The 23021-nt window shown below is 41.1% G+C and carries 18 protein-coding genes and 1 pseudogene; 8 read left to right on the top strand and 11 right to left on the bottom strand.

Features of this window, described 5'->3' with window-relative positions; genetic code table 11:
• Positions 1 to 113 precede the first annotated feature (113 nt).
• From C6W44_RS10140 to brxL, 4 genes are read left to right on the top strand one after another with little or no spacing between them, the layout of a single operon-like run.
• Complete coding sequence (locus C6W44_RS10140; RefSeq protein WP_105245345.1) at positions 114 to 1082, top strand: hypothetical protein; 969 nt, start codon at positions 114 to 116, stop codon at positions 1080 to 1082.
• The gene (locus C6W44_RS10145) at positions 1079 to 2878 is read left to right on the top strand and encodes a DUF262 domain-containing protein (protein ID WP_105245347.1); all 1800 of its coding nucleotides are present in this window, start codon (positions 1079 to 1081) and stop codon (positions 2876 to 2878) included. Before C6W44_RS10140 ends, C6W44_RS10145 begins: the two co-directional genes overlap by 4 nt.
• 42 nt (positions 2879 to 2920) lie before the next feature.
• Positions 2921 to 5239: a BREX-1 system phosphatase PglZ type B gene (gene pglZ, locus C6W44_RS10150; protein WP_105245349.1), complete on the top strand. Its 2319-nt coding sequence runs from the start codon at positions 2921 to 2923 to the stop codon at positions 5237 to 5239.
• The gene (gene brxL / locus C6W44_RS10155; protein ID WP_105245351.1) at positions 5240 to 7288 is read left to right on the top strand and encodes a protease Lon-related BREX system protein BrxL; all 2049 of its coding nucleotides are present in this window, start codon (positions 5240 to 5242) and stop codon (positions 7286 to 7288) included.
• Positions 7289 to 7965: 677 nt separating this feature from the next.
• Here brxL and C6W44_RS10165 read toward each other — a convergent pair.
• Complete coding sequence (locus C6W44_RS10165; protein WP_105245353.1) at positions 7966 to 9165, bottom strand: IS256 family transposase; 1200 nt, start codon at positions 9163 to 9165, stop codon at positions 7966 to 7968.
• Between the two features lie 227 nt (positions 9166 to 9392).
• The gene (locus tag C6W44_RS10170; RefSeq protein ID WP_105245356.1) at positions 9393 to 9719 is read right to left on the bottom strand and encodes a hypothetical protein; all 327 of its coding nucleotides are present in this window, start codon (positions 9717 to 9719) and stop codon (positions 9393 to 9395) included.
• 251 nt (positions 9720 to 9970) lie between these two features.
• On the opposite strand from C6W44_RS10170, the gene C6W44_RS10175 reads away from it, so the two are divergent.
• The 4 genes from C6W44_RS10175 (at position 9971) to C6W44_RS10190 (ending at position 16467) form a co-directional block, all read left to right on the top strand.
• A complete protein-coding gene (locus C6W44_RS10175) occupies positions 9971 to 10189 on the top strand; it encodes a helix-turn-helix domain-containing protein (protein ID WP_105245358.1) in 219 nt (72 codons plus the stop codon).
• Positions 10190 to 10444: 255 nt separating this feature from the next.
• Positions 10445 to 11008, top strand: a complete 564-nt coding sequence (locus tag C6W44_RS10180) for a hypothetical protein (protein ID WP_093071417.1) — start codon at positions 10445 to 10447, stop codon at positions 11006 to 11008.
• Positions 11001 to 13310 (top strand): hypothetical protein, encoded by a 2310-nt coding sequence (locus tag C6W44_RS10185; RefSeq protein WP_105245360.1) that lies wholly within the window; start codon positions 11001 to 11003, stop codon positions 13308 to 13310. Before C6W44_RS10180 ends, C6W44_RS10185 begins: the two co-directional genes overlap by 8 nt.
• A 496-nt stretch (positions 13311 to 13806) precedes the next feature.
• Positions 13807 to 16467 carry a site-specific integrase gene (locus C6W44_RS10190; protein WP_158676714.1) on the top strand — a complete coding sequence of 887 codons (2661 nt, stop codon included), beginning with the start codon at positions 13807 to 13809 and terminating at the stop codon, positions 16465 to 16467.
• A gap of 133 nt (positions 16468 to 16600) precedes the next feature.
• Here the strand turns inward: C6W44_RS10190 and C6W44_RS10195 are convergent, their stop codons facing one another.
• The 9 genes and pseudogenes from C6W44_RS10195 to C6W44_RS10235 form a co-directional block, all read right to left on the bottom strand.
• A complete protein-coding gene (locus C6W44_RS10195) occupies positions 16601 to 16894 on the bottom strand; it encodes an addiction module antidote protein (RefSeq protein WP_178377926.1) in 294 nt (97 codons plus the stop codon).
• On the bottom strand, positions 16884 to 17213 hold the full coding sequence (locus tag C6W44_RS10200; protein ID WP_075101003.1) for a type II toxin-antitoxin system RelE/ParE family toxin: 330 nt from the start codon (positions 17211 to 17213) through the stop codon (positions 16884 to 16886). Before C6W44_RS10200 ends, C6W44_RS10195 begins: the two co-directional genes overlap by 11 nt.
• Before the next feature lie 394 nt (positions 17214 to 17607).
• A complete protein-coding gene (locus C6W44_RS10205) occupies positions 17608 to 19188 on the bottom strand; it encodes a DUF3987 domain-containing protein (protein ID WP_083608506.1) in 1581 nt (526 codons plus the stop codon).
• Entirely contained in the window at positions 19145 to 19417 is a 273-nt protein-coding gene (locus C6W44_RS10210) for a helix-turn-helix transcriptional regulator (RefSeq protein WP_075101001.1), read from the bottom strand. The genes C6W44_RS10205 and C6W44_RS10210 overlap by 44 nt, the downstream gene beginning before the upstream one ends.
• Before the next feature lie 118 nt (positions 19418 to 19535).
• On the bottom strand, positions 19536 to 20222 hold the full coding sequence (locus C6W44_RS10215; RefSeq protein WP_105245364.1) for a hypothetical protein: 687 nt from the start codon (positions 20220 to 20222) through the stop codon (positions 19536 to 19538).
• Between the two features lie 17 nt (positions 20223 to 20239).
• A pseudogene (locus C6W44_RS10220) lies at positions 20240 to 20623 on the bottom strand (transposase family protein); the annotation flags it as partial.
• A gap of 8 nt (positions 20624 to 20631) precedes the next feature.
• Complete coding sequence (locus C6W44_RS10225) at positions 20632 to 21072, bottom strand: transposase family protein (protein ID WP_105243994.1); 441 nt, start codon at positions 21070 to 21072, stop codon at positions 20632 to 20634.
• 46 nt (positions 21073 to 21118) lie between these two features.
• Complete coding sequence (locus tag C6W44_RS10230; RefSeq protein ID WP_105245366.1) at positions 21119 to 21487, bottom strand: hypothetical protein; 369 nt, start codon at positions 21485 to 21487, stop codon at positions 21119 to 21121.
• The gene (locus tag C6W44_RS10235) at positions 21480 to 22679 is read right to left on the bottom strand and encodes a tyrosine-type recombinase/integrase (RefSeq protein ID WP_075100999.1); all 1200 of its coding nucleotides are present in this window, start codon (positions 22677 to 22679) and stop codon (positions 21480 to 21482) included. The genes C6W44_RS10230 and C6W44_RS10235 overlap by 8 nt, the downstream gene beginning before the upstream one ends.
• Between the last annotated feature and the right edge of the window lie 342 nt (positions 22680 to 23021).

The following is a 23021-nucleotide window of genomic DNA, read 5'->3' on the forward strand; positions in this document are numbered from 1 at the left end:
TTATTGATTTACTGGCCAAAGAAGTACGTGCCAGCACTAACTATAACTAAAGTGTTCAAGTAGCTCCCAGTGTAATTCTTTGGATCAATAAGCAGCAGCAGGGGACTGAATAAATGAAGTGTAATTGGCCAGACTATGATCCATCAGTAGCTTTTTTTCCTGTCGAACTGAAACCTGTATTTATACAATCGTCTCGGCAGAGTGGAGACTTATTTGGTTATCATGCATTGCCGCGTCATTTTGCAGTAGTAGAGAGCGAAAGCGACTATGTTTTTGCGGTAGTGACTGAGAATTATAAATTAGTGACTAACCAGCAAGCATATGAGCTCGCAGCAGAAGCACTTAAGGTAGTCTTTGATTTCACAGCATTGAAGGATATGGCATGTCTAAAAATAATAATGCCTAAAACACGCTCTTTTTGTCACATAGATCTGATACATAAGGAAAGTAGTTTTGAGCCATGGAAAAATGATCAATGGATACCTTTTATCCGTATCACCAACAGCTATAATCGAACGCATAGACTACGTTTTGAGATAGGTTTCTGTCGTCTGAATAACCTTAATGAAGTTATTTTTGAGAGTAAGAGTGTAGAAATTAGCTTTGCTCACACTAAGCAATTGCATGACATTATGCTTCGCTGGCATGAGAATATTGGAGAAATTAAAGAGCTAGAAGTTGAGTTCATTAATCAGCTGAGAAACCTAGAGCGTTTTCATGTTCCTAGGCGCTATATGCTACCACTAGCATGTAAGGTATTTGGGATTAAGCTAAATCCTAAGAAATCTATCAGCTCAAGCAGAATTAACGATTTAATCCTATTTCGTAACGATATAGATCGGCTTACTAATGACTATTTCCATACTCTAGGCGAGCAAGGTTATGCTGCTTTGAATGTATTAATGGATTATGCTATTCGGCCAGTTGGAGTAATGTCTCCTGAAAATAAGATAGATAGATACCAGCGTAAAGCTGGTGATTGGATTAATAATTTTTCACAGCAAATAGAAAGCCGAGAGTTTTCTTTTGAAAAATATCTTAATGAATATATAACAACTTCCAAGATGATTAACGAATTATGATTAAGTCCGTTTATAACTACCCAGTTTCTACCTTGCTTGATATTGAAAGCGATGTAATATACGTTATCCCACGCTATCAACGTGAATATACTTGGAGTCGTATACAGTGGGATGCACTGCTCGATGATTTATTAGATAACGAACTTCATTACTTTTTGGGCTCCATTATCTGTATCAATCAATCTCAGGATGCCCTTGCAGTGCAAGAGCTTGAGCTAGTCGATGGTCAACAACGTATGACGACGGTATCGATTTTATTGGCGGCAATTTATGATGTTTTTAGTAAGCAGCCGAATCTAGTTATGGATCAGCAGATGGAGCTCTATAATCTAAGGCATAAACTGATCTTAAAGAAAATGCCAAATCAACCACGTCTAGTACCTCAAGTACAGAATAATAATCAACAAGATTATTTTTCGGTATTGGATAGTATAGGCATTCTTCAAGATATAGAGATGGCTGCACATGCAGGTAATCGCCGAGTGTTTAAAGCGTACCGGCACTTTCACTCTCGCATTAACCAGTATCTTGAGCACAGTGATAATCCGATTATTAAACTTCAAGAATTATTAGAAAAAGTAAATACAGCAACTTTAGTGAAGATTGAAGTAGCAAGTACTTCTGACGCCTACACTTTATTTGAATCGCTAAATAACCGTGGCGTGCCGCTTACCGCCATCGACCTTATCAAAAATAAGCTACTTGCTGTACTAGAATCTCAAGACAAAGGTAGTATTGATAAACAGTATAATCGTTGGAAAAAAGTGATTGATGCTTTAGGTGACGATTACACAGTACAAGAGCGGTTTTTCCGCCAATACTACAACGCTTTTAAGTCCAGTTTAAAGCAGATAGTCTCTGTACCGGTAGCCACCAAGTCGAATCTGATTAAAATATATGAAAAACTAATAACCCAAGATGCTGAAGGTTTTCTGCAGACAATGATTCGTATGTCTGAATACTATGCGCAAATTGTAAGTTATCGCGCTGTGCCCAATCAGCCTAAATTATCTTCGTTATTACTATCATTAGATCGTATCCAAGGTAGACCAGCATATCTACTACTGTTGGTGCTATTTGAATGTAAGGCTGATCTTAAACTGCAAGACATCCACTTAGAACAAACAGTAGAATTCTTGATTTCCTATTTCGTTCGCCGAAACGCGACTGACTTACCACCAACCCGAGATCTCACTCGTATTTTTATGGATGTGGTTGAGAGTATCATGACATTAAAAGGCGATGAAGTGGTTAAGCATATTCAAACTAGACTCAAAGCCGAAAGCGCTAGTGATGAGCAGTTTGAGAAGAGTCTCAAAGGACCCATTTACGAGGATAATAAAGCAGTCTGTCGTTTCGTTCTATGTGCTTTAGAAGAAAGTCGTATGACTCGTGAGACTCAAGTGGATCTATGGGCGCTTAAAGGTAAAAAGTATGTCTGGACTATTGAACATATTTTTCCTCAAGGCGACAACATACCGATTGACTGGGTAGAAATGATTGCTGATGGAGATACAGAGCTTGCTGAGGAGTATCGTCAAGCTTATGTACACTGCTTGGGGAATTTAACCATCTCTGGTTATAACAGCGCGCTAGGTAATAAAAGTTTTGAAGATAAGAAAAACCGAGTGGATAAGCAAGGGCGTAAAGTTGGCTATAATAATGGACTATATTTAAACGAATCACTAATTGAACAAGACAGTTGGTCTGTTCAAAAGATTGCAGATCGTACTGATAGACTAGTCGCCGAGATAATGGAAAAGTACCTATTAACAGTATCAATTGCCAGTATTTAGTAGTGTTGTAGCAATGCCTGTTTATCTCTTTATGGGAAGATTATGAAAATTATTGATTTACTAGCCAAAGAAGTACGTGCCAGCGCTAACTATAACTCAAATATTCAAGTAGCTCCTGGTGTGATTCTTTGGATTGATAAACAGCGGCAGTGGGAGTCAGCACTACCTTTGTTGCAAGCCGCTATGCCTGAGCTGATCGTTCTAGGAGACTATGCTCCTGAGAAAAAAACAGGTCCTGCTATCTGGATTAAATGTGTTGTTGATGGCGCTCTTTCAGAGGTTGAGCTTCCTACAGATCGCACTCCTATTGTTTACTTGCCAGGCATTGAGCGCCGAGACTTACGAGCCATTGCTACTTGTCCTGAAGCGCTGATGCCTTTAGCTGAACTGCAATACCGTGGTAGCTGGTGGATATATAATAATTCTGGACGTGATTGGACCGTAAATGCTTTTTTGACTTCAGATAACGGTGGGGTGGGTCTTGATGTTGCTAGGGATGACAAAAGCCAGCAAGCGATGTTGCGTGTATTGAATGAGGTTCTTGAAAGTAAGCGTGAAGATCTAGCGAATCGTCGTCTTGAGGCTTCAGACTTTAACAAGCTAGTGTCCAGTGATCCAGTCCGTGATTTACTCAGTTGGATGAACGATGAAAAAGCTTGCCGTGAGCGCTGGGATGAGGCGCGCTGGCAAGCGTTAGTCGGTATTTGTGAAACTGAATATCATTTCAATCCCGAGCAAGATGGCGAGCTGACAGCCGCTGAGCTGTTATGTCAGCGTCAGGGAGTTTGGGAGGGAGTGTGGCAGCGTTATGTTGAATCCTGTCATCATTACCCTTCTTTGCCCGAGCTATTACTAAAGGTTCAGGGTGATCTTGTTGCTGATGGTGCAAGTTACCCAGTTATAAACCAAACTGAAGAGATTGCTTTAGAGAATTCGTTATCTCAGCTACAAACACTTAACTCAGTCGAAATACGTCAAGAGTTAGCTGTACTAGAACAGTATCATGCCGAACGCCGAGATTGGATTTGGTTTAAACTAAATATGGCTCCGCTGGCTGGGGTGCTGAAGTATTTGAGTGGTGTTGCAAGCATAACTCAGCAGGGTTTTTCTGGCACTAACCCTGAAGAAATGGCTACGTTATACCGTGATAAATATTGGCAGGCGGATGACCTAACCCTTAAAGCATTGGCTTATCCTTTGGTGCTCAGTCAGCAAGCTTTAGTAGAAAAACTGCTTGCACTTATCTATACGCCTTGGCTAGATGAAGTTACGCATAACTTCCAAAGCTTAGTAAAAGAGAAAGGCTATCCCGGTACGACTCAACTCAACAAGGCGACAACTGATTATGCTGATGCGGGAGAAGTGGTGTTTTTTGTTGATGGATTGCGCTACGACTTAGCACAGCGTCTTATTGAAAAGTTAAAGCCATTGGGAGAGGTTGGGTTTACCACTAATTGGGCAGCATTGCCTTCAGTGACTGCAACAGCTAAAGCTGCTGTTACGCCAGTATATGATCGTCTAACTGGTAGAGAAACCGACCGTGATTTTGTGCCAAGCTTGCTGGATGATAATAAAAGCTTCTCTGCTTATTACTTAAGGAAATTTCTTAAAGAAAAAGGTTGGCTCTACCTTGAAGAGGGTGACTCAGGAGATCCGGCATTTAATGCATGGGTACAAAGCGGCGATATAGATAAGGAGGGCCATCGAAAAGGTCTTAAACTTGCAGGAAGGGTTGATAGTTTATTGGATGAAATAGTTGAGCGGATTGAAGAACTGCTGGCAGCAGGGTGGCGTAAAATCAGAATTGTAACTGATCATGGTTGGATGCTGACTCCTGAAACTATGCCAAAGGTAGACCTACCTAAACATCTAACAGAAACCAAGTGGGGACGATGTGCAGTAATTAAAGATTCAGTTGCCAGTGGCTATCTGCAAGTAGGTTGGTATTGGAACAGCCAAGTTAGTATTGCTATGGCACCAGGCGTTTCTTGCTTCAAGGCGGGCCTGTATTATGATCATGGCGGCTTGAGTTTACAGGAGTGCCTGACACCAGTGATCGAAATCCTTAATAAACAAAGCTCAGTCAGTAAAGCAACGAGTACCGCAACGCTATCAGAGTTGCGCTGGCTTGGATTACAGTGCAGAGTTCAGGCTGATAGCGACTCTGATGGGGTTGTTGCAGTGCTAAGAATACATGCGGCTAACCCAGACTCTGAGATTAGTAAGCGTAAGCCACTTAAAGAGGGTAAATGCACACTCATGGTAGATGACAAGTATGAAGATACCTCCGCCGTTCTTGTGCTACTAGACGAGCATGGCAATGTGCTAGCAAAAAAACCAACATTAGTAGGAGATGTATAAGTGGAATTAGATGCACTGGATCAAAAGGCTGCGGATTTCTTTGAAGGATACATCGTTCGTAAGGATCTTGTCCGTACATTTGCTCGCCAGTTCCCAGTACCAACTTATGTGGTTGAGTTTATGCTTGGTCGTTATTGCGCATCAACAGATCCAGATGAAATAGAGGAAGGTCTTGAGATTGTCCAGCGTCAGCTGTCTTCAAGAACAGTACGTGCAGGAGAGGAGGAGCTATTCAAAGCACGTGCCTATAAGGATGGATCAGCCAAGCTTATTGATATCGTTAGTGTCAAGTTTATTGAAAAAGAGAATGGTTATCTTGCCAGCTTACCCAGTTTAAATCTTAATAAAGTACGTATACCGGACAAGATTGTTGATGACAATGAGCGTCTTCTGACAGGTGGGTTTTACGCTGAAGTAACGCTTGAATACGACAGTATTATTGCAGAAGAAAAAGGTAATGCTTTTGGTATAGCTGAATTGCGACCCATTCAAATGTCCAAACGTAACGTACTAGATGTGATGACTGAAGCTCGCACAAATTACACGAGTGATGAATGGCGTGATTTCTTAATTCGTTCCATCGGCTTGGAACCAAGTGCTTTATCACAACGGACTAAAGATGCCATCCTACTGCGTATGGTGCCATTCGTTGAGCGTAACTACAATATGGTCGAGTTGGGACCACGTGGTACAGGTAAGAGCCACTTGTTCCAGCAGGTATCACCTTATGCTCATCTCATTTCTGGTGGTAAAGCAACAATCGCTAAGATGTTTGTGAACAATGCTAGTGGGCAGCGTGGTTTGGTCTGTCAGTACGATGTAGTTTGTTTTGATGAAGTCAGCGGAATATCCTTCGATACTAAAGAAGGTGTCAATATCATGAAAGGCTACATGGAGTCGGGTGAGTTTAGCCGAGGTAAAGAAAGCATCCGTGCAGATGGATCATTGGTGTTTGTGGGTAACTTCGATGTGGATGTAGAGCATCAGCAACGTGTGGGCCACTTATTTGGTCCTTTACCTGCTGAGATGCGTGATGATACGGCATGGATGGATCGTATTCATTGCTACCTGCCAGGCTGGGATGTCCCAAAAATGAGTAAAGAGCTAACTACTGACCATTTTGGTTTAGTTAGCGACTTCTTTTCTGAATGCATGACTCGCCTGCGCTTTCAAAGTCGTGTATCTGCTATGCAGAACCGCGTGTATTTAGGTGGTGCGCTCAGTGGCCGTGATAGCAATGCAGTTAATAAAACAGTATCAGGACTGCTAAAGTTAATGTATCCAGATGCTGAGCTTAGCGTATCTGATGAAGACTTGGAATGGGCAATTCGTTTGGGGCTTGAAGTACGCCGCCGGGTGAAGGAGCAACAGAAGCGCGTTGGTGCTGCTGAGTTTCGTAATACCCATTTCAGTTACACTATCGGTGATGATGGAATTGAAAAGTTTGTTGCTACAGCAGAACTGAGAGCTAATAACGAGATAGGTGATGACCCATTAGAACCAGGACAGATTTGGACTATTAGTGAAGGTGGGTCTGAGATTGACGATAACGCTGGTCTGTATCGTATAGAAGTAAACGAAGGGCCTGGCTCTGGAGTGAAGATTCTTAATAATCCAGCACCAGCTGCGTTCAAGGAGTCTTTACGTTACGCTGAACAGAACCTCTATGCGCGCTCCATGCAGCTGATAGGGGATCGTGATCCTAGAGCTCATGAGTTCACAGTACAACTGAGGGCTTTCGATGCAGCTAAAAAAGGCTCTAGGATTGGTGTGGCAGCGTTAGTTGCTATGTGTAGTAGTATACTGAAAAAGTCAGTAAAAGGCGGTCTTATATTGATAGGAGAGATAAATCTGGGTGGCTCTATTGAACCTGTCACCAATGCGGTCAATATTGCCGAACTAGCAGTAGAAAAGGGTGCTAGTGTGCTACTTATGCCTGTTACAGCTAGGCGTCAGCTGTATGACTTGTCAGATGATATGGCTACCAAAATCGATATACAGTTTTATCAAGATGCGCGTGATGCACTGTTGAAAGCTATAGTAGAGTAAACCCTAACATTACTCAAACCACCTGAGTATTTCGTAAAATCTTAAAAGCGCCTCTAAGTAATTTCTGATTTGACTTAGCGGCGTTTTTTTGTACTAGGTTATGCTAAGCACGTCGTTATTTTTTCCACTAAATCTAATAATAACAAACCCTAAAAAATGACGATATTAACACCTAAGCAGTAGAGCTTGCCCAATTTTATATTCTGATAAAAGTCGATATATACTTCATTCTATATACTACACATCCATAGTCCTCGGGTAACCCTCCTAACAATTGATCATGATTATTGAAGCAAACGATAGAATTTAGAATAGTATATAACCTAGAAAACTAATTGGTAGGCAGTTTAATATACTTATCTTAATGATAATCACTGATGAGCGAATGGATATGACAGCGGTTTTAAGTAATGAGGATGAACCTCTTATTGAAACAATAGCCCACGCGTGCGCTATTGCTTTTCAAGGTAATGCCAGCAACGGACTGCAGTAAGACTATTTTTCTTTCTAGATCATTGGTATCAAGAGGATTTAAGGGTGATGGCAGTGACATCAGTACAAGCGCCATTTTGTCTTGCCGTATCGGGTGGCGTTGCTAGCTCTAACAAGTCACAGCACTGCTCAAAGGCAGTTGTCAAAGCAATTTAGAGGGCGTTCAAAACTCTGTGTCAACTAAATTAAAGACGCATCACCGAATCTAATCGACCAGGGAAATAGATAGACAGCTGCATCATCGTCTGTCCCCAATTACGAATCGGCATCGTCCACTTGGCAGAGGCATTTAACATATCAACATACAACAATTTGAGCAAGCTGGTTTCATTCGGGAAAGCGCCTTTGGTTTTAGTAAGTTTACGAAACTGACGATGTACCGCTTCCACCGCATTGGTGGTATAAATAGGCTTTCTCACCGCTTCAGGATACTTAAAATAGGCAAATAGCAAATGCCACTTGTCCCGCCAAGACTTAATCACCGCCGGATACTGATCGCCCCAAACAGCCTCTAAATCATCAAGAGCCAGTTCAGCTGACTCCTTATTAACTGCCTTATAAACAGGCTTTAAATCGCGCATAAAGGCTTTTTGATCACGACTAGCTACATAACGGATACTATTACGGATTTGGTGAATCACACACAGCTGTACTTCTGTATTGGGGAAAATGGCATTGATGGCTTCAGGAAAACCCTTTAGGCCATCCACACAAGCGATGAGAATATCTTGTACGCCACGATTGTGTAAATCTGTGAGCACAGATAGCCAGTAGTTTGCCCCTTCGCTTTCAGAGCAGTACAGACCAATGAGTTCTTTTTTGCCTTCGGTATTAAGTGCCAATAGCGTGTAAATGGCTTTGCTGACATAGCGTCCTTCGTCTTTGACCTTGTAGTGAATCGCATCAAGCCAGACAAACGGATAAACGCTGTCGAGTGGACGAGATTGCCATGCTTTAAGCTGCGGTATCAGCTCATCAGTGATGCTACTGATGGTGGCCTCTGAGACCTCAAGTTGGTAGATCTCAGCAATGTGGTGGCGTATGTCACGGTAACTCATGCCATGAGAAAATAGCGATAGGATGCGGCTGTCGATCTCAGCGGTGAGTTTAGTTTGATGTTTCTTGACCAACACAGGCGCATATTCACCGTTACGATCTCGTGGCGTTTCAAGCTCGAAGCTACCCGCTGCTGATTTGACGGTCTTTTTGCTGTAACCGTTACGACGGTTGCTTGTCGTACTTTGTTCAAGGTGGCTTTGTATTTCGGCATTTAAGGCAGCTTCGGTGAGCTGTTTGATGAGTGGGGCAAGTACCCCGTCACTGCCTGTGATAGGTTTACCTGCTTGAATGCCTTTTAAGGCTTCGTTAAAGTCAAAGTTTTGCATGGTGTCATTCCTTGTTTTTTTACATAGTTTAGGGGAATGACACAGAATTTTGAACACTACCATCAGATGCTATTGAGGGGTTGTTGTCTAATGATGATGCGTTTATTTATTTCAGCTCAAGTATGATTGATGAACCTGATTGCTTTCGTTTAAAGGCGGTTTATGCTGAAGAAAAGCAAAGCCACATATAATAAACATATGGCTTTGACTGCTACTATCAATTGAAGCTAGTTATATTTGCTAATAGAGTCTCCGCGCCACATAGCATGCTCACATACTGCACAAAACCAACTCTCTTTTGCCCGCATATAAGCAATATCGGCAGGTACTTCAATAGGACAGGCGCTTCCGCAATATTCACAGCACACATCATCTAGGCATGCGTAGCATTGGCTTACGGTTTCAAATAACGTATGGGTACTAATGCTATATTTTTGACAAAGCAGATGGACATAATCCACATAACTCATTTTATGGTTATAGGCCCAATAATCCTCACAAACCCGTTTGTCCCAAGCGTTTTGTGTCATGCTCCATTCAATGCTGATGCCCACAACGTACTCCTTTTTAATGACCTGATACCTACGATGAGCATTACCTTTTTTATAGTAATGATATCTATTGAACCAGTCGCACCTATCATCATTAGCCAGCTATTGAGCAGCAAGATAGGTATATGACATAATAAAGCGTTAGTCAGCATAAAATAGTTTTTGACGGAAACTTAGTTATTGCCAACGAGTATTATTCTAGCAGAAAAGTAGTCACTGGCAAGTATTTTTTACTTACCAATAAGGATTTTATTGTGATTTCTTGTAATCTCCCTGTACTTCTAGCAGAAAGACGACTACGGGTGGCCGATCTAGTAAGGATGACAGACATTAGTAAATCAACACTTCATAGGATTTATAACGATGAGACGACTCGTATAGAGTTCGATACGCTAAGCAAATTGTGTGAAGTGTTAGAGGTAACACCATGTGACATACTTAAATACGTGCCTGATGAAAACAGTAAAAGTTAGGTTTTATAAGTAATGCAGCTGAATATGTATATTCACTCTAAACTCTAAAAAATAACGATATCATTACCTGATAAAAAACAATCGTAGCTCTCATAAAGTAATGGCATTGCTATTATTTTTGAGAGCTCTTTTTAATGACTTTGCACTCATTTACAGCCAATATATTTTTTAATAAATATAATTAAATCATCCACTTGTATAATGTTATGTTATAACGTACTATTAATGCAATGATAATTTTTAGAGCAGTTTATCGTGAAAAATAAGACTCTTCGCTCGACTCAAAAGCTGTTAGTTCTGAACTCAAAAAATCTAACCGTTCATCCTGATGCCAGAACTGCTTTTATGGTTTGGCAGCAGCATAGATCGCCTCTGCGTCGACCACAGCTGGCAGGCTTAGATGATTATTATCGACCAGCATTGCGGTTATGTATGCTTGATAGAGACAGTTATCAGTTCTTCAATAACTTTGCACGAATCGATGAGGTAATGAGGTTCGAAGATAGCTGGCGTCAGCCTTGTCTGATTGCGCTTGAAAGTCGTCATGATATTAAGCGGCTGGCGTGGTGCGAGGTTCTCAGTCTATCTAGGTTTGCTGGCGTGAATCATCCGGCTCTGTTTCAAGCCATATATAAAAATGCATCAAAGCAGCTTATCTGTGAGCTGATGGGCGTGCCCCGATTAACCGTTAGTAATTACTGTCATTTTGCAGGTATCAGTCAAAGTAGCTATGAATATCAGCAGTGTAAGGTAGCATGTGATGAGACTTTATTAGGTCTACCTAAAAACATGAACTGGATGAATGGTAGACATGGCTGATACTAAACTGTTCGATGATGTGACTGATAAACGAGTATTGAATAAGCTCATTCCTATAGGCTCGCCACATTATGTGCAAATGCAAGCATTGGTTATTGATATTATCGGTCTGGTGCCAGACGCTGAGATTGATCTACTGTGTTCGGCGCCACGTGCTAATGCTAGTTTTAGGGGCATCGATTGTACTGAAGTGATCCAGCAGATTATCGGGCAAGGTAGAACGGGAGAGTGGGCGGTTACATATATGCTGCTTATATTTTATCAAACGTATGGTACGGTTGATAGCGGTAGTGATGCTTGGCGGTTTATGAGCGGCTACCTCAAAATCATATTTATGATTGCAGCTAGGCACGATAAGCATTTTGCTAAAATTGATAAACTAGGCGTTCGTATTCGTATGGCCCTAAGACCTGCTGATCCACAGCGCAATATCCTTAACCAGCTAATTGGTATTCATGATCAGTGCGATGGCCTATCCTCATGCTTATCTTCTATCAGAAAATATGAGGCAAGCGTCAAACAAGAAGAGGCAACAGGTAAAGCTGCTAATCAGTATCTTGCCAGTAAAGTTGGTCAAATCAGGTTGGCTTATGAGGTAGTCATCAATAATAAAGCTTTTATTAGTAAAACCTATGATAAGAGTTATAGAAAATCGAAACAGTCCCAAAAAGTAATCAATACAACAACGCTCATTGATGGCGAACCATTAGAGAAAAAATTGTTTAGTACGAAACAATCACGCAAGTCAACTAACGTGGCAACTGCTGAAAATATTGCCGATGACGATGAAGTACCATTGCTAGACAATGACTTTAAGCCCATCAAACAAGTTGCTAAATCCTCTGAGCTGCAGCAATGGAAGCTCAAAAGCAGCTATCAACATGCCAGCCGCAATCAGTTTCACTTCCCAACCAACCATCGCCAATTGAGTATCACTGGCTACCAGATGCTATTCTCTGTACTTTGGCATCACTTCCTTAGCGATAATACAGAGTATCAGACTGGTTATGCTGTACTGCTGCTTTCACTATTAAGCGGTATCAGTATCGATAGTGTGATTACTGATTGGCAATGCAATCGCAGTCAGCGTCAGTATTTTGTTTATGACCGTACCCGTAAAGTCAGTAGTATTGCTATCACGATTGATGTGACTACCAATACCCGAAGCCATTTGCTTGCTCACAGGCAAAGCTATGGTAGCGTATTCAAGCGAGCATTACCTGAAGCACTGCAGATCATGTTAGAGGATAAAGTTACTGTTTCACTTGATGATATTAAACTCGCCATTAATGAAGTTAAGAATCAGCTCAACCTGCCAGCTCTGAGTGCTCAACATATCGATTCTGGATTATTTGTAGTGATTAAAAATGGCCTTAGTGAGCCGCTACATGCTGACATCCTCACAGGCGTTGATGTAAGGCACAGCTCACCGCTGTATTACACCAGTATTAAAACATCAAAATTAGAGCATACTTATAAAAATGCAATAGCGCTGCTAACAAAATACTGTAATAACAAGCAAAAAGCGCTATTGATAGATGAGTGTAGTGTGCCAATGAATGGTCAAAAACGCTATATTGGTAGTGATATGGCGCTTGAAATTTTCACGTGCCAGCAGTTCTTTAACCAACTGGCTATGAGCGCTGAGAGCTATAATGGGCGGCTTAATCATAGTATCGAGCGCTATATTGCACAGTTTAATAGCTATAGCACCTGGCTGTGGCATATTATTATGATTCAAACCGGTATCCGTCCGGTTAAACATGCACCAGGGCTGCTTAACCAGTTTGATTTCAAACGACGCATATTATGGGTGTCTGATAAAGAAGAGCGTCACGGTCAGTCTGATGGCAGACTTATTCCGTTAAGCGAGTTTTTAGTCGCTGCCATACAAAACTACATTGATTATATTAAGCAATTTGCTGCTATTTATAATCCAATTTGCCCCGAAACGCCTTATTCCATCGATGCTATTCTGCGATCAGAGCAACCGCTCATTCAAATTTACCAAAAAAATCCAAAGGGTTTTATCGGTATCACGCCAAGTCGCGTCCGATATGAGCTACAAGACTTTTTTAGTCATCAGGATAATTGGCTGCGTCATCAGCTGAGAACTATGCTCACAGGGCGCGTACCTGACTATCTAATTTGCGCGCTTTACGGTCACGAGCATCCTGATCAGGAGTTCATGCACCCGATGTCATCAAGCTCTATCAATCAGCTGCACCAGCTCAGCCCTCATTTAGATGCAATCGCCAACGATCTTCACTTAAAACAAATTGAGGTGCGACTATATGGATAACATTAGTGCTCACAAACTGCGGCAGTTAAATAGAGATGGTGCTAAAAAAAGTGTCAAACGCGCAGCTAAAGCACTGGTTGCAGACTACGTTAATCAAAACCTTATGCAGACACCTTGTGAGCTACAGCATCATTATGAAGCGATCAATGAGCGATTAGAAAAGGAGTTTGATACTGCGCAAAACTTTCAATTAGCGCGGCGCGGGTTCTTAGAGTTTGTTCGTGATTATAATAAAGCTCACCAGGTATACCTTAATGAGCCTGTGGTACCGATACTGGCGACTCGTGAGCGCTTGACCATTAACTATGACTGGTTTGTGAATGGACGCGCTGTAGCAGACAGTAGCGCGACAATGATAGAGGTTTGGCAACGAAAGCGGCGTTTTTCAGTGAATGACTTGGTTGAGGGGCTCCTGTATTGCAGCATCATGTATGGCGGTATTAACGACATTGAGGTGCTAAAAGCGCTCTATGATTGGCTGTTTGGTGAGCGCCGTGTGTATAAAATTGACATGCCAGCGACTGATGAAAAAAGCAGAGTAGAATATTTGGCTATAATACCGCATAGAGTGCGTGATGATAATTATGGAACTACGCTAGATGACAGCGAAAGCTTACACCGTTTTGTTGATTATGTTCCCGATGATATGAGTTTGTGTTTTTTATATGCGCTAAAATACAAGGACTTGAGTAAGGCAGAAATAAAGTCATTTAACACCATCATTAATGATATATCAAAAAGACTGAAACTCACTAATAAAGACATTGCTCGTCCGCAGCACTCACAGCTGATAAGGTATGCTAACTATCACTGGCGGCAGATGGAAGGTAGCAATGTTGATGGTGCACTAGCTGTAGTTAAGCAGGGCGATATAAAAACAACAGGTTTGCCTACTAATAAGCTCATCAGTTATAACAAAGAAGTCATCAATCCAAACCCTGAGCCGCTTACATGGTCTGAGTTGTTTGATGCCAGTTATCAGGCGGTAGACAAATCACAGAACAATCGAGATGCTATAGCTTATCCAAGCTTTAGCAAAAATCTAATTAAAGAGGTGCAAGATGCGCTCAAACTCACCAGAAGCGCTGCTATTTCTACTCTCACAACATTAAAGACAGACGCTAGCCAGCCTAATGCGAGGCGTTTGCTTAGCTGGGCGTTATCGCTACTGGATGATCATAGCATTAGATTAAATACCATCAGTAAATATATCGGCTGCATTGGTCGCGATTGGTTGATGCTGACTATGGATGAGAATATTGGTCAGTGGGAAGGCGACGACTTTGAGGATATCTATGAGCAGATTATTCAAAGTAAAATTAAAGATGGTCGTAAGACGTCTATGTTATGTAAGTCATCGGAGTTTGAAGATGATACGTCTAGTGATATAGATGATGATAAAAATGCGACTGACCAACCGCTATCTTATCTTGATCGTTTAAAAGACAGTCAGAAATTTACTTATGGACGTCTAAAAGCCTTTCACGATCATCAACGTACTCACTTTGATGCTCCTTATGTCTATTTTCCGTGGGGGAGTAATAGGCAAGTAGTGAGAGCAAATATGGTGTCCCCGCATATTTATCATGCGATGAAAGACTATGTGCAGTCATCAAACTTAGAGATTGATCAAAAGCAGCTATGTCTTGTGGTCTTATCGCTCGCTTATCGCACTGGTATGCGAATTAGCGAAATAATAGGTATCAAAGTTACCGACATTGCTGATATCGGTAATCTTAATAGACAGATGATTGAATACCCTAAAATTATCCTCAGACCCAATCGCTATCGCAGACTAAAAAGCAGTAGTGCCAAACGAGTGATACCAATAGATAGCCTTTTTAAAGAGGACGAGTTACAACCGTTCATAACATTCTATTATCAACAAAAAAGGTTAAAGCGCCGTTATTTACTCTCACAAGGGTCAGGTGACCAGCCACTGCCAGCAGTGTTTTTTAGTAATATGATTAAGATAATTTGGGACCGCTTATTAAGCAATCATAGCTTTACTTTTCACAGCTTACGGCATACGGCACTTAGTCAGCTGGCATTGGTGTTGAGCGGCTCGCCACTGGCTCAGGTGATGACAGACTATGATAAAGAGCATAGTGACGCTATCGTTAGCGCTGTGCTTGCTAATAACAAAGAAAAGGGAATGTGGTTTGGGCTAGCTAGTCTTGCCGGGCATTTAACGCCAGACACTACATTTGAGTACTATATTCATACCGCTCATTTGCTGGCTGGCTGGCAAATGAGTCAAGCTAAGCTTGTTATGCCTGTGACCGTATTTGAGATGGTAACAGGTATTAGTTATCAGACAGTGAATAGGCAAGAAGGTAGAGCATATGATGGCAGTACTAAACAGGTTAATCTTGATAAGATGCGTGGCTACTTAATTAACAAAGTTGTGAGCAAAGAGTCTTTGTTTGTCGATAACAGTACATCAGTTAATGTAACTTACCCGCAAAAAATAAAAAATGATGCGGTAGATACTCAGTTATCTATATTTATTCATCCAAAAATATACGATGTGATTGCGCTATTAGAGGAGCTACAGACAGTAAATGTTGATAAACGAGCAGGGCAGTTGGCAGAGGTCGCACTTCGGCATGGTATCGCTATCAGTGATGCTAGAAAAATTTACAATAATGCTTGCCAGCTGTTTACCGATGATAGACTAATTTTAGGTGCGCCTACCGGACATAAGAACCAAGAAGTTTTAGTGACTGCGCTTGATCGTGCGTATCAAACGTCAATTGATGAGCCTGCTAGACTGAAGTCGTTTGTGGAAATATTTAAAGATAAACACAACCTAAATACCTCATCGATTCATTTTGGGATTAAAGAGACCCGGCTTGAGATGCTACAGCAGTTCGTCACAGTAGGTTGTCAGCTGATCGATGCCAGTCATTGGCAGATTAGGGCGCATAGCGAACAAGAAGTACGCGGTGTAAAAAAAGAGCTAGGACTTGATAAAACAATACGTGTGGGTGCACGCAAAAACTTTCATGGCTATGAAGTACGAGTGGTGCAGAAAAAGCGTAAGCGCTCAGATAAGAATCTAGCAATGACGAATGAATATTATAGCTCGTCAGGGGTTTTGAAGTATTTGGGCTGCTTATTGTATATATTAGTTAAAGTTAACGATTATCAATAATAGACCTGTTTCATCTCAGGTAATATTGGAGTATTTGAGCACTTAGTGTTGAGAATAATAAACCACTGGCTACTTGGGACAGTGGCAATATAGGCATTCTCTTATGTATATGAGCTGGTAAATAATTTATGAATTAGGCTGGGCTTTTCGGAGTCAAGGTCACTTGTAGCCCCATACCATCAATAATTTTTAGCATGGTGTCAAAGCGTGGCTTTTCGGACTGCAAGGTCTTGTAAAGACTCTCGCGTCTTATGCCTGTCTTTTGTGCCAGCTCATTCATACCCTTTGCGCGTGCCACATCGTTGAGCGCTTCAATAAAGTCACTAGGCGCACCATCGCTCAGGGCTTCATTCAAGTAAGCATTGATAAGCATTTCATCGGTTAGGTACTCCGCCACATCAAAGCGGCTGATTTTACTATCGGTCATGAGGGTAATCCTTTGTTTCATTCTGTACTTGTTGCCATAGGGTGCAAGCCTTAGCAATATCACTTTGCTGGCTGTCTTTGCTGCCTCCTAACAGTAACAAGTAAACCGTATCGCCCTCTTGGGCATAATAGACGCGATAACCATTGCCCTTGAATATTCGCATCTCATAGATACCGCCTGTATTGGCTAGGGGCTTGTGGTCAACAAAATTGCCGCCTTGCGCTCGTTTAATACGTGCTAAGATGCCAACTTTGCCTAATGGGTCTTTAAGCTTATGCAGCCCGCGCCTAAACGCTTCGGTTTGGTTAATATCAATCATAAAGTTAGATTGTTAGAAAGCTAATAATTAGTTGTAAACTTTCGGATAATAGATAACAAGTTATGATTGTACTGGCTGCGCTTTTTATGGGTCTATATAAGCATCAGGCACAAAAAAACAGACTGTCATGCCTGCCCATTTAGCTTTATACCTAAGAAAAGCTGCTTAAACTGCTTAAATTGGCTATAACGTATGATATGCAAGGGATTAGCTTAAGTTAGGCGTTTGCGTAAGGTTGCTTAAACTGCTTAATCTTGTCTTAAATTGGCTTGTTTTAGGCTGAGTTTAACCAATTTAAGCAAGCTTAAGATTTGGCAGTCCTAACACAAAGCCCCTAACTGTATGGGCTAAGGGCGATTTAAGCAGTTTGAGTAAGATTTCTTAAGCATTAATATTAATCGTATAACTTTGGATTAATGAATATCACTTTACTTCGTCCCTCCATATCTTGCCTAATATGGTTAGCAGACTCTAGTTTGTCTAACTCAATCTGTAATAACTTAGTGTTCTTACGCATGGGGTTGGGCGCATTGTTAGCGATATACGTTCTATTCAGCTTATGCGGATTTTTATTACGCGCTTTATCCACCAGCCAGTTACTTAACTTTTCGCTGTCGTTCAGCTCACCTGTAGGCGTGGCATCGAGGTAGCGCAAGCGCTCACTGGTGGAATACTCAACCAACATAAAGGCGCGTTTTATATCATGAGTGGTTATCACTTTACGCCCCTCAAAGAATACCATCAGTGACGCTATACGGCTGGCATTTTCTGCCATGCGTGACGCATAGGCTTTAAGGTACTGTAAGTCACCGCCGCATGCCTGTCTGTTTTCAATCACCTGTGTATGTTCATAAAAGGTTTGTTCGGCTCGATCGTCTGCCCACTGCATAGTTATACGCTGTGGCTGGCCTTGCGCGCTTGTAGTAGTATTATATGGCGCGGGATCAAGTAGGCTTTGGCAGCGCGTCCAATACTCTATCAAATGGGGGTTGTTGTTTGGGTCATCACGGCGGCGCTGCTTACTCACCCAATCACGCTTACCGCGTAAGTCCTCAGGGCAAGCAATAAGTGCCCGCGCTAAAAACCCTTGCCCATTCATCATGGGATCAGTAAGGGCGGGTTCTAAAATAATACGCTGGCCTTGAAGTAATAGTGTCATGCGAACGTCATAAGCATCGGTGCGCGGTGTGGCGTGGGCGGACCTTTGCGAGCGCACTCGGGATACTTCACCATTACTATATAGCGTGGTCAATGATGATAGCGCGCTGCCTGCTGTGTCCCCTGTCATGGTGTGACCATTAAAAAATTGCCCTGCCTCGTCTGTCGTCCATGACGCATTGGTGATCTGTCCACTGATAAACATATCAAGGATTGGTTCTATTGTGGCCTCATTGAACAAGGCTTTTGGGTTGGCGGGCATTGGCATGTCGTTTAGGTACTTTTTTAAATCAGCGCCTTTTAAGCCTGCCTTGTCCGCCTCCCACGTAGCAAGATCTTTTAAGTATTTCTCATATTGCTGGCTCTCATGCTCTTTGATTTTAAAATGAGTAAGACCCATTGTCTGTGTTTTTCCTGACCCACTTTCGCCCTCAGTAATCAGAATTAGGCTTGTAGGCATATTATGGCCTAGTGGACTGTTTACAAAACGTTGACCTATATGTGCGAGTGCCCCTAAAACACATTGCCCCGCCATCGCAAGTGGTACCTGTGCATAATAGGCCACGGCCTCAATCACCGCCCTTAGAAGGCCCGTAAATGCATTGATCGGATAAGGTGTGGGCGTGCTTAGATCGCTGCTCAATGGCTCAGGGTCAGACCATTGCTCATTTTTTATGCTATTATTAACATGATCACTAGATTGACAGTCGCATGTGAATTTATTGTGGTCGGCAACGCTCATGCTACCAACATGAGCGTTTCTATTTTTTGTTTTATTCATAGCCACTCTCCTGTACGTTATGAACAGGATTACCATGACTTTCTAGCCATTCTAAAACTTCAGAGTTTTTCCATGCCACCATAGTTGGTGATAATCTCACACTAGCAGGAAATCTACCATCACGACTCCATTCATGTAAAGTAGTACGCCCGAATGGTAAAAATGGCAGGATATCTTTAGCCCTACTTAAGCCCTGTGGTGGGAGGTATAAAGTATTCTCTTTACTAGAAGTCCTTGAGTGAGCAGGGAAGGGTGCATTATTCATTATTCATCTCCGTTCAACCCGTAACGCCATGTCACGGTATGAACGGCATGATAGAAGATATTATTAAAGATTTGCCCTAATTAGGGTTTTATAGGTCCTAGTTAGGATTCGATTGATATCACTTACTCTGTTCATGAGCAAGTTTTAACCAGTTTGCTATTGCATCGACACTTAAAGAGTTACCTTGACGCTCAATAGCTGCCTTAATGACTCCATTGCTTTCTTTGGAGGAAGGGAGAGTAAGATCTAACTTTAAGAGCTCGCTAGCTAAAGCGGATATTATTTTTGCAGCATTATTAGCCGTTCTTGGATGTAATTCGTCAGTAGATTTCTTGGAATTTAGCTTATTTTTTAAATCCTCTATTTGAGTATTTTGTTGACTTATAAGTCTATTAGCTTCCTTTATATCATTAGTCAATTTAGGAGTTAAATTAATACTTTCAATTCTATGAAGAAGATGATTTAAATCTTGGCTTGAAAATTTCAATTCGCAAATTTTTTCAAGTTTTATCATTTCCTGATAGTCACTATCAGGCATATGTAATACCCAGCCTAAAACCTCATCCTCTTTCAATGTAGGGGGTAGATTATCCTTATCACGTAATTTATTTTTATGGTCTAATAATATACCTGTATGATCATCTTTATTATAATCAAAAGGATTATTAGATATAAACTTCACATGATAAGATATCGGATTAAGATCATTAATACTAACTTTTAAACCTAAATTATTAAGTATTACATTATTAGGAGAGATACGAAATATACCTTCACTATAGTAGGCAATATTGTTTTTACTCATAAGACCTCTTGCAAAAGTCATAGGTTAAGCTCGGAATTAATGATACCAGCAAACAGCTTCATTCTAAGATCATAGCGCTGACGACGGTTGCGATATTTATGAGCCACGATTTTAAACAACTTTATTAAGCCTATTTTGTGTTCAACCACAATACGGAACTTTGCCAGATAGTGATTGGCCTGTTTGCATATCTCCAATAACTGACCACCACGAGGTTTCTTAAATGGTGTGAAGGTTTGCTTATGTAGATTTGCTATACCCTGATAACCACTGTCTGCTAGATAGTTAGTATTCTCAGGTAACCAATCAGGACAAGTATCTTTATACAGCTTAAAATCGTGGATTGACCCTTTACAGGTTTGCACATCAAGTATCAAGCCGGTTTGCCAATGGACGATAACCTGCGCTTTTAAGGTGTGTTGTTTTTTCTTGCCGCTGTAGTAGTCGCTTTGGTTTTTTTTGGACGCTCAATTGGGGTTTCGGTGGCATCGACAATGACGACTGACCAATTGATGTCCTCATCAACACGACTAGGCAGCTTTTTAGGCAATTCAAACTTGCCAGAGTCAATCAGTGTGTCTTCTACTTTACGAATGATACGGCTAGCAGAAGACTCATGAATACCAAAGTCCATACTGATATGATAAAGCGTGCGGTATTCACGCCAATAAGTCAGGGCTAGTAGTATCTGCTCCTTAAGACTGAGCACACTTGGTCTACCTGATTTGGTCTTAGATGCTTCATGCTCTTGCATGGCATCAAGCATGTCATAAAAGGTGGCTTTATGAATGCCAGTGTAGCGTTTAAAACCAGCGTCACTTTGTTTGAGTAGCTTATCTATGTTTGGCATATCTATTATGTAAGTAGCATTCAATAATATACGTTGTGTCTTACAACTACTTTTGCAAGAGGTCTATATCATACTTATCTACAAAAGTAGTAAGTAGCTTTTTGGTCTGATATATTAATGCATCTATGTTTAACGAACTATCATATCTTTGTGGATTTAAAAGTTCTTTTAACTCTAAATTAAGGATGTCTTCGTTAATAGTAGCGGACAACTTTTTTATAGTATCTTCACGACTCTCTGCGTAGACTGATGTAACACTATTAATTAAACCTTTGTAATGAACATAAGGTGTCAGTATTTGAGCATCGATAAAGCTTTTTATTTTCTGATCATTATTAAGTTTAGGGTCAGATGATTCAGCTAATTTGTTTTTAACTTCATCGAGAGTATAAAATTTTTTTAAATGATCAGACATATTTGTTATCCTTTTCTTGAAAGTTACTTAAGTAGTCCGCCCACTTATTCATCATATCTCGACGATAATCTAAATGTTGAGCACCGTTATATGCTTTACTAATTTTGTTCTCTTGCTCATGGGCGAGTTGTAGCTCTATAGCCTCATGCATATAGCCCTGTTCATGAAGGGTGGTGCTTGCCAGCCCTCGGAAACCATGCCCCGTCATTTTGTATTTATAACCCATCTGATAAAGCGCGTTAATAAAAGCATTTTGACTATAAGGTTTGCGAGTGGATGGGTTATAGAATACATACTGCTCTGAAAAATTCAGCTCTTTAATTTGTTGTAATATATCTATGACCTGTGGTGCAAGAGGCACAATGTGAGGTCTATCCATCTTCATTTTGTCTGCAGGTATACGCCAAATTTTATCCTTCCAGTCGATTTCTGACCATTCCATAAATCTGATCTCATTAGTTCGTACAAAGGTATAGCATAAGAACCATAGACCTAGTTTGACTGGGATATGGCCAGTGTAGTCATTGATATCCTGTAAAAGTTTTGGTAACTCTTTTGACGTAATACGGCTGTGATTTTTAGTCTTATGCGGTTTGATTGCCGCTGATAAATCTGCCGCAGGATTTGACGTTGCTATACCTATGCGAATAGCATGTTTAAATATCTGTCCAACCTCTGCCATAATTCGTCGTGCCATCTCATTAGCGCCACGTGCTTCAACATTCTTACCGATTGTCAAAATGTCGGGTGGGGTAATATCATCAATCAGTTTATGACCAATAATTGGTTTTACATCACGAGTATAGGCTGAATAATTTCGGCTAAATGTACTGGCTGCTAAAAAGGTTCTGCGGTCTGCATACCAAGCCTGAGCAATAGTATCAAAAAGCTTCGAACCATCCTGCTCAGCGCGCTGTTCTTTTTTCTTATCTTTTGGGTTAATACCTTCATTGATCAGCTGCTTTATTTCTAGATTACGCTGGCGTGCCTGCTGTAATGTAATAACTGGATATTTGCCCAAAGTGAGCGATTGCTGTTTACCCTGCCAGCGATAAGCGCTGACCCAGACTTTGTTCCCAGTATGTCTTACCCATAGCTGTAGACCGTCACCATCACTATGCTTGTCAGGGCGGCTAGGGGTACATTTTTCGCTTGGGGCTAACTTATTAATGATAGTATGAGTTAATGGCATGTTGGTATATCTCCGCGTTGGTATAATCTATACCAACAAATATACCAATATTCTATATGGTTCGCCACATACCAAGATATTCGTAAATCTCGCAAAACCCCATAAAAAAAGGCTTGCCGCATCGCTGCGAACAAGCCTGATTCAATATATGGTGGGCCCAGTAGGACTTGAACCTACGACCAAAGGATTATGAGTCTTATACTCGGTTAAAATACATACTAATACATATCAATAAATGGCAATAGATAGCAATAAAAACACTTTTAATTCATACACTTAAGTGAGACATAACGATAAATGGCAATATATAATTATTGTGTAACGATAATTACAGAGTGCCCA

The sequence above is a fragment of the Psychrobacter sp. Marseille-P5312 genome, from assembly GCF_900291405.1.
In the GTDB taxonomy this organism is placed as follows: domain Bacteria; phylum Pseudomonadota; class Gammaproteobacteria; order Pseudomonadales; family Moraxellaceae; genus Psychrobacter; species Psychrobacter celer.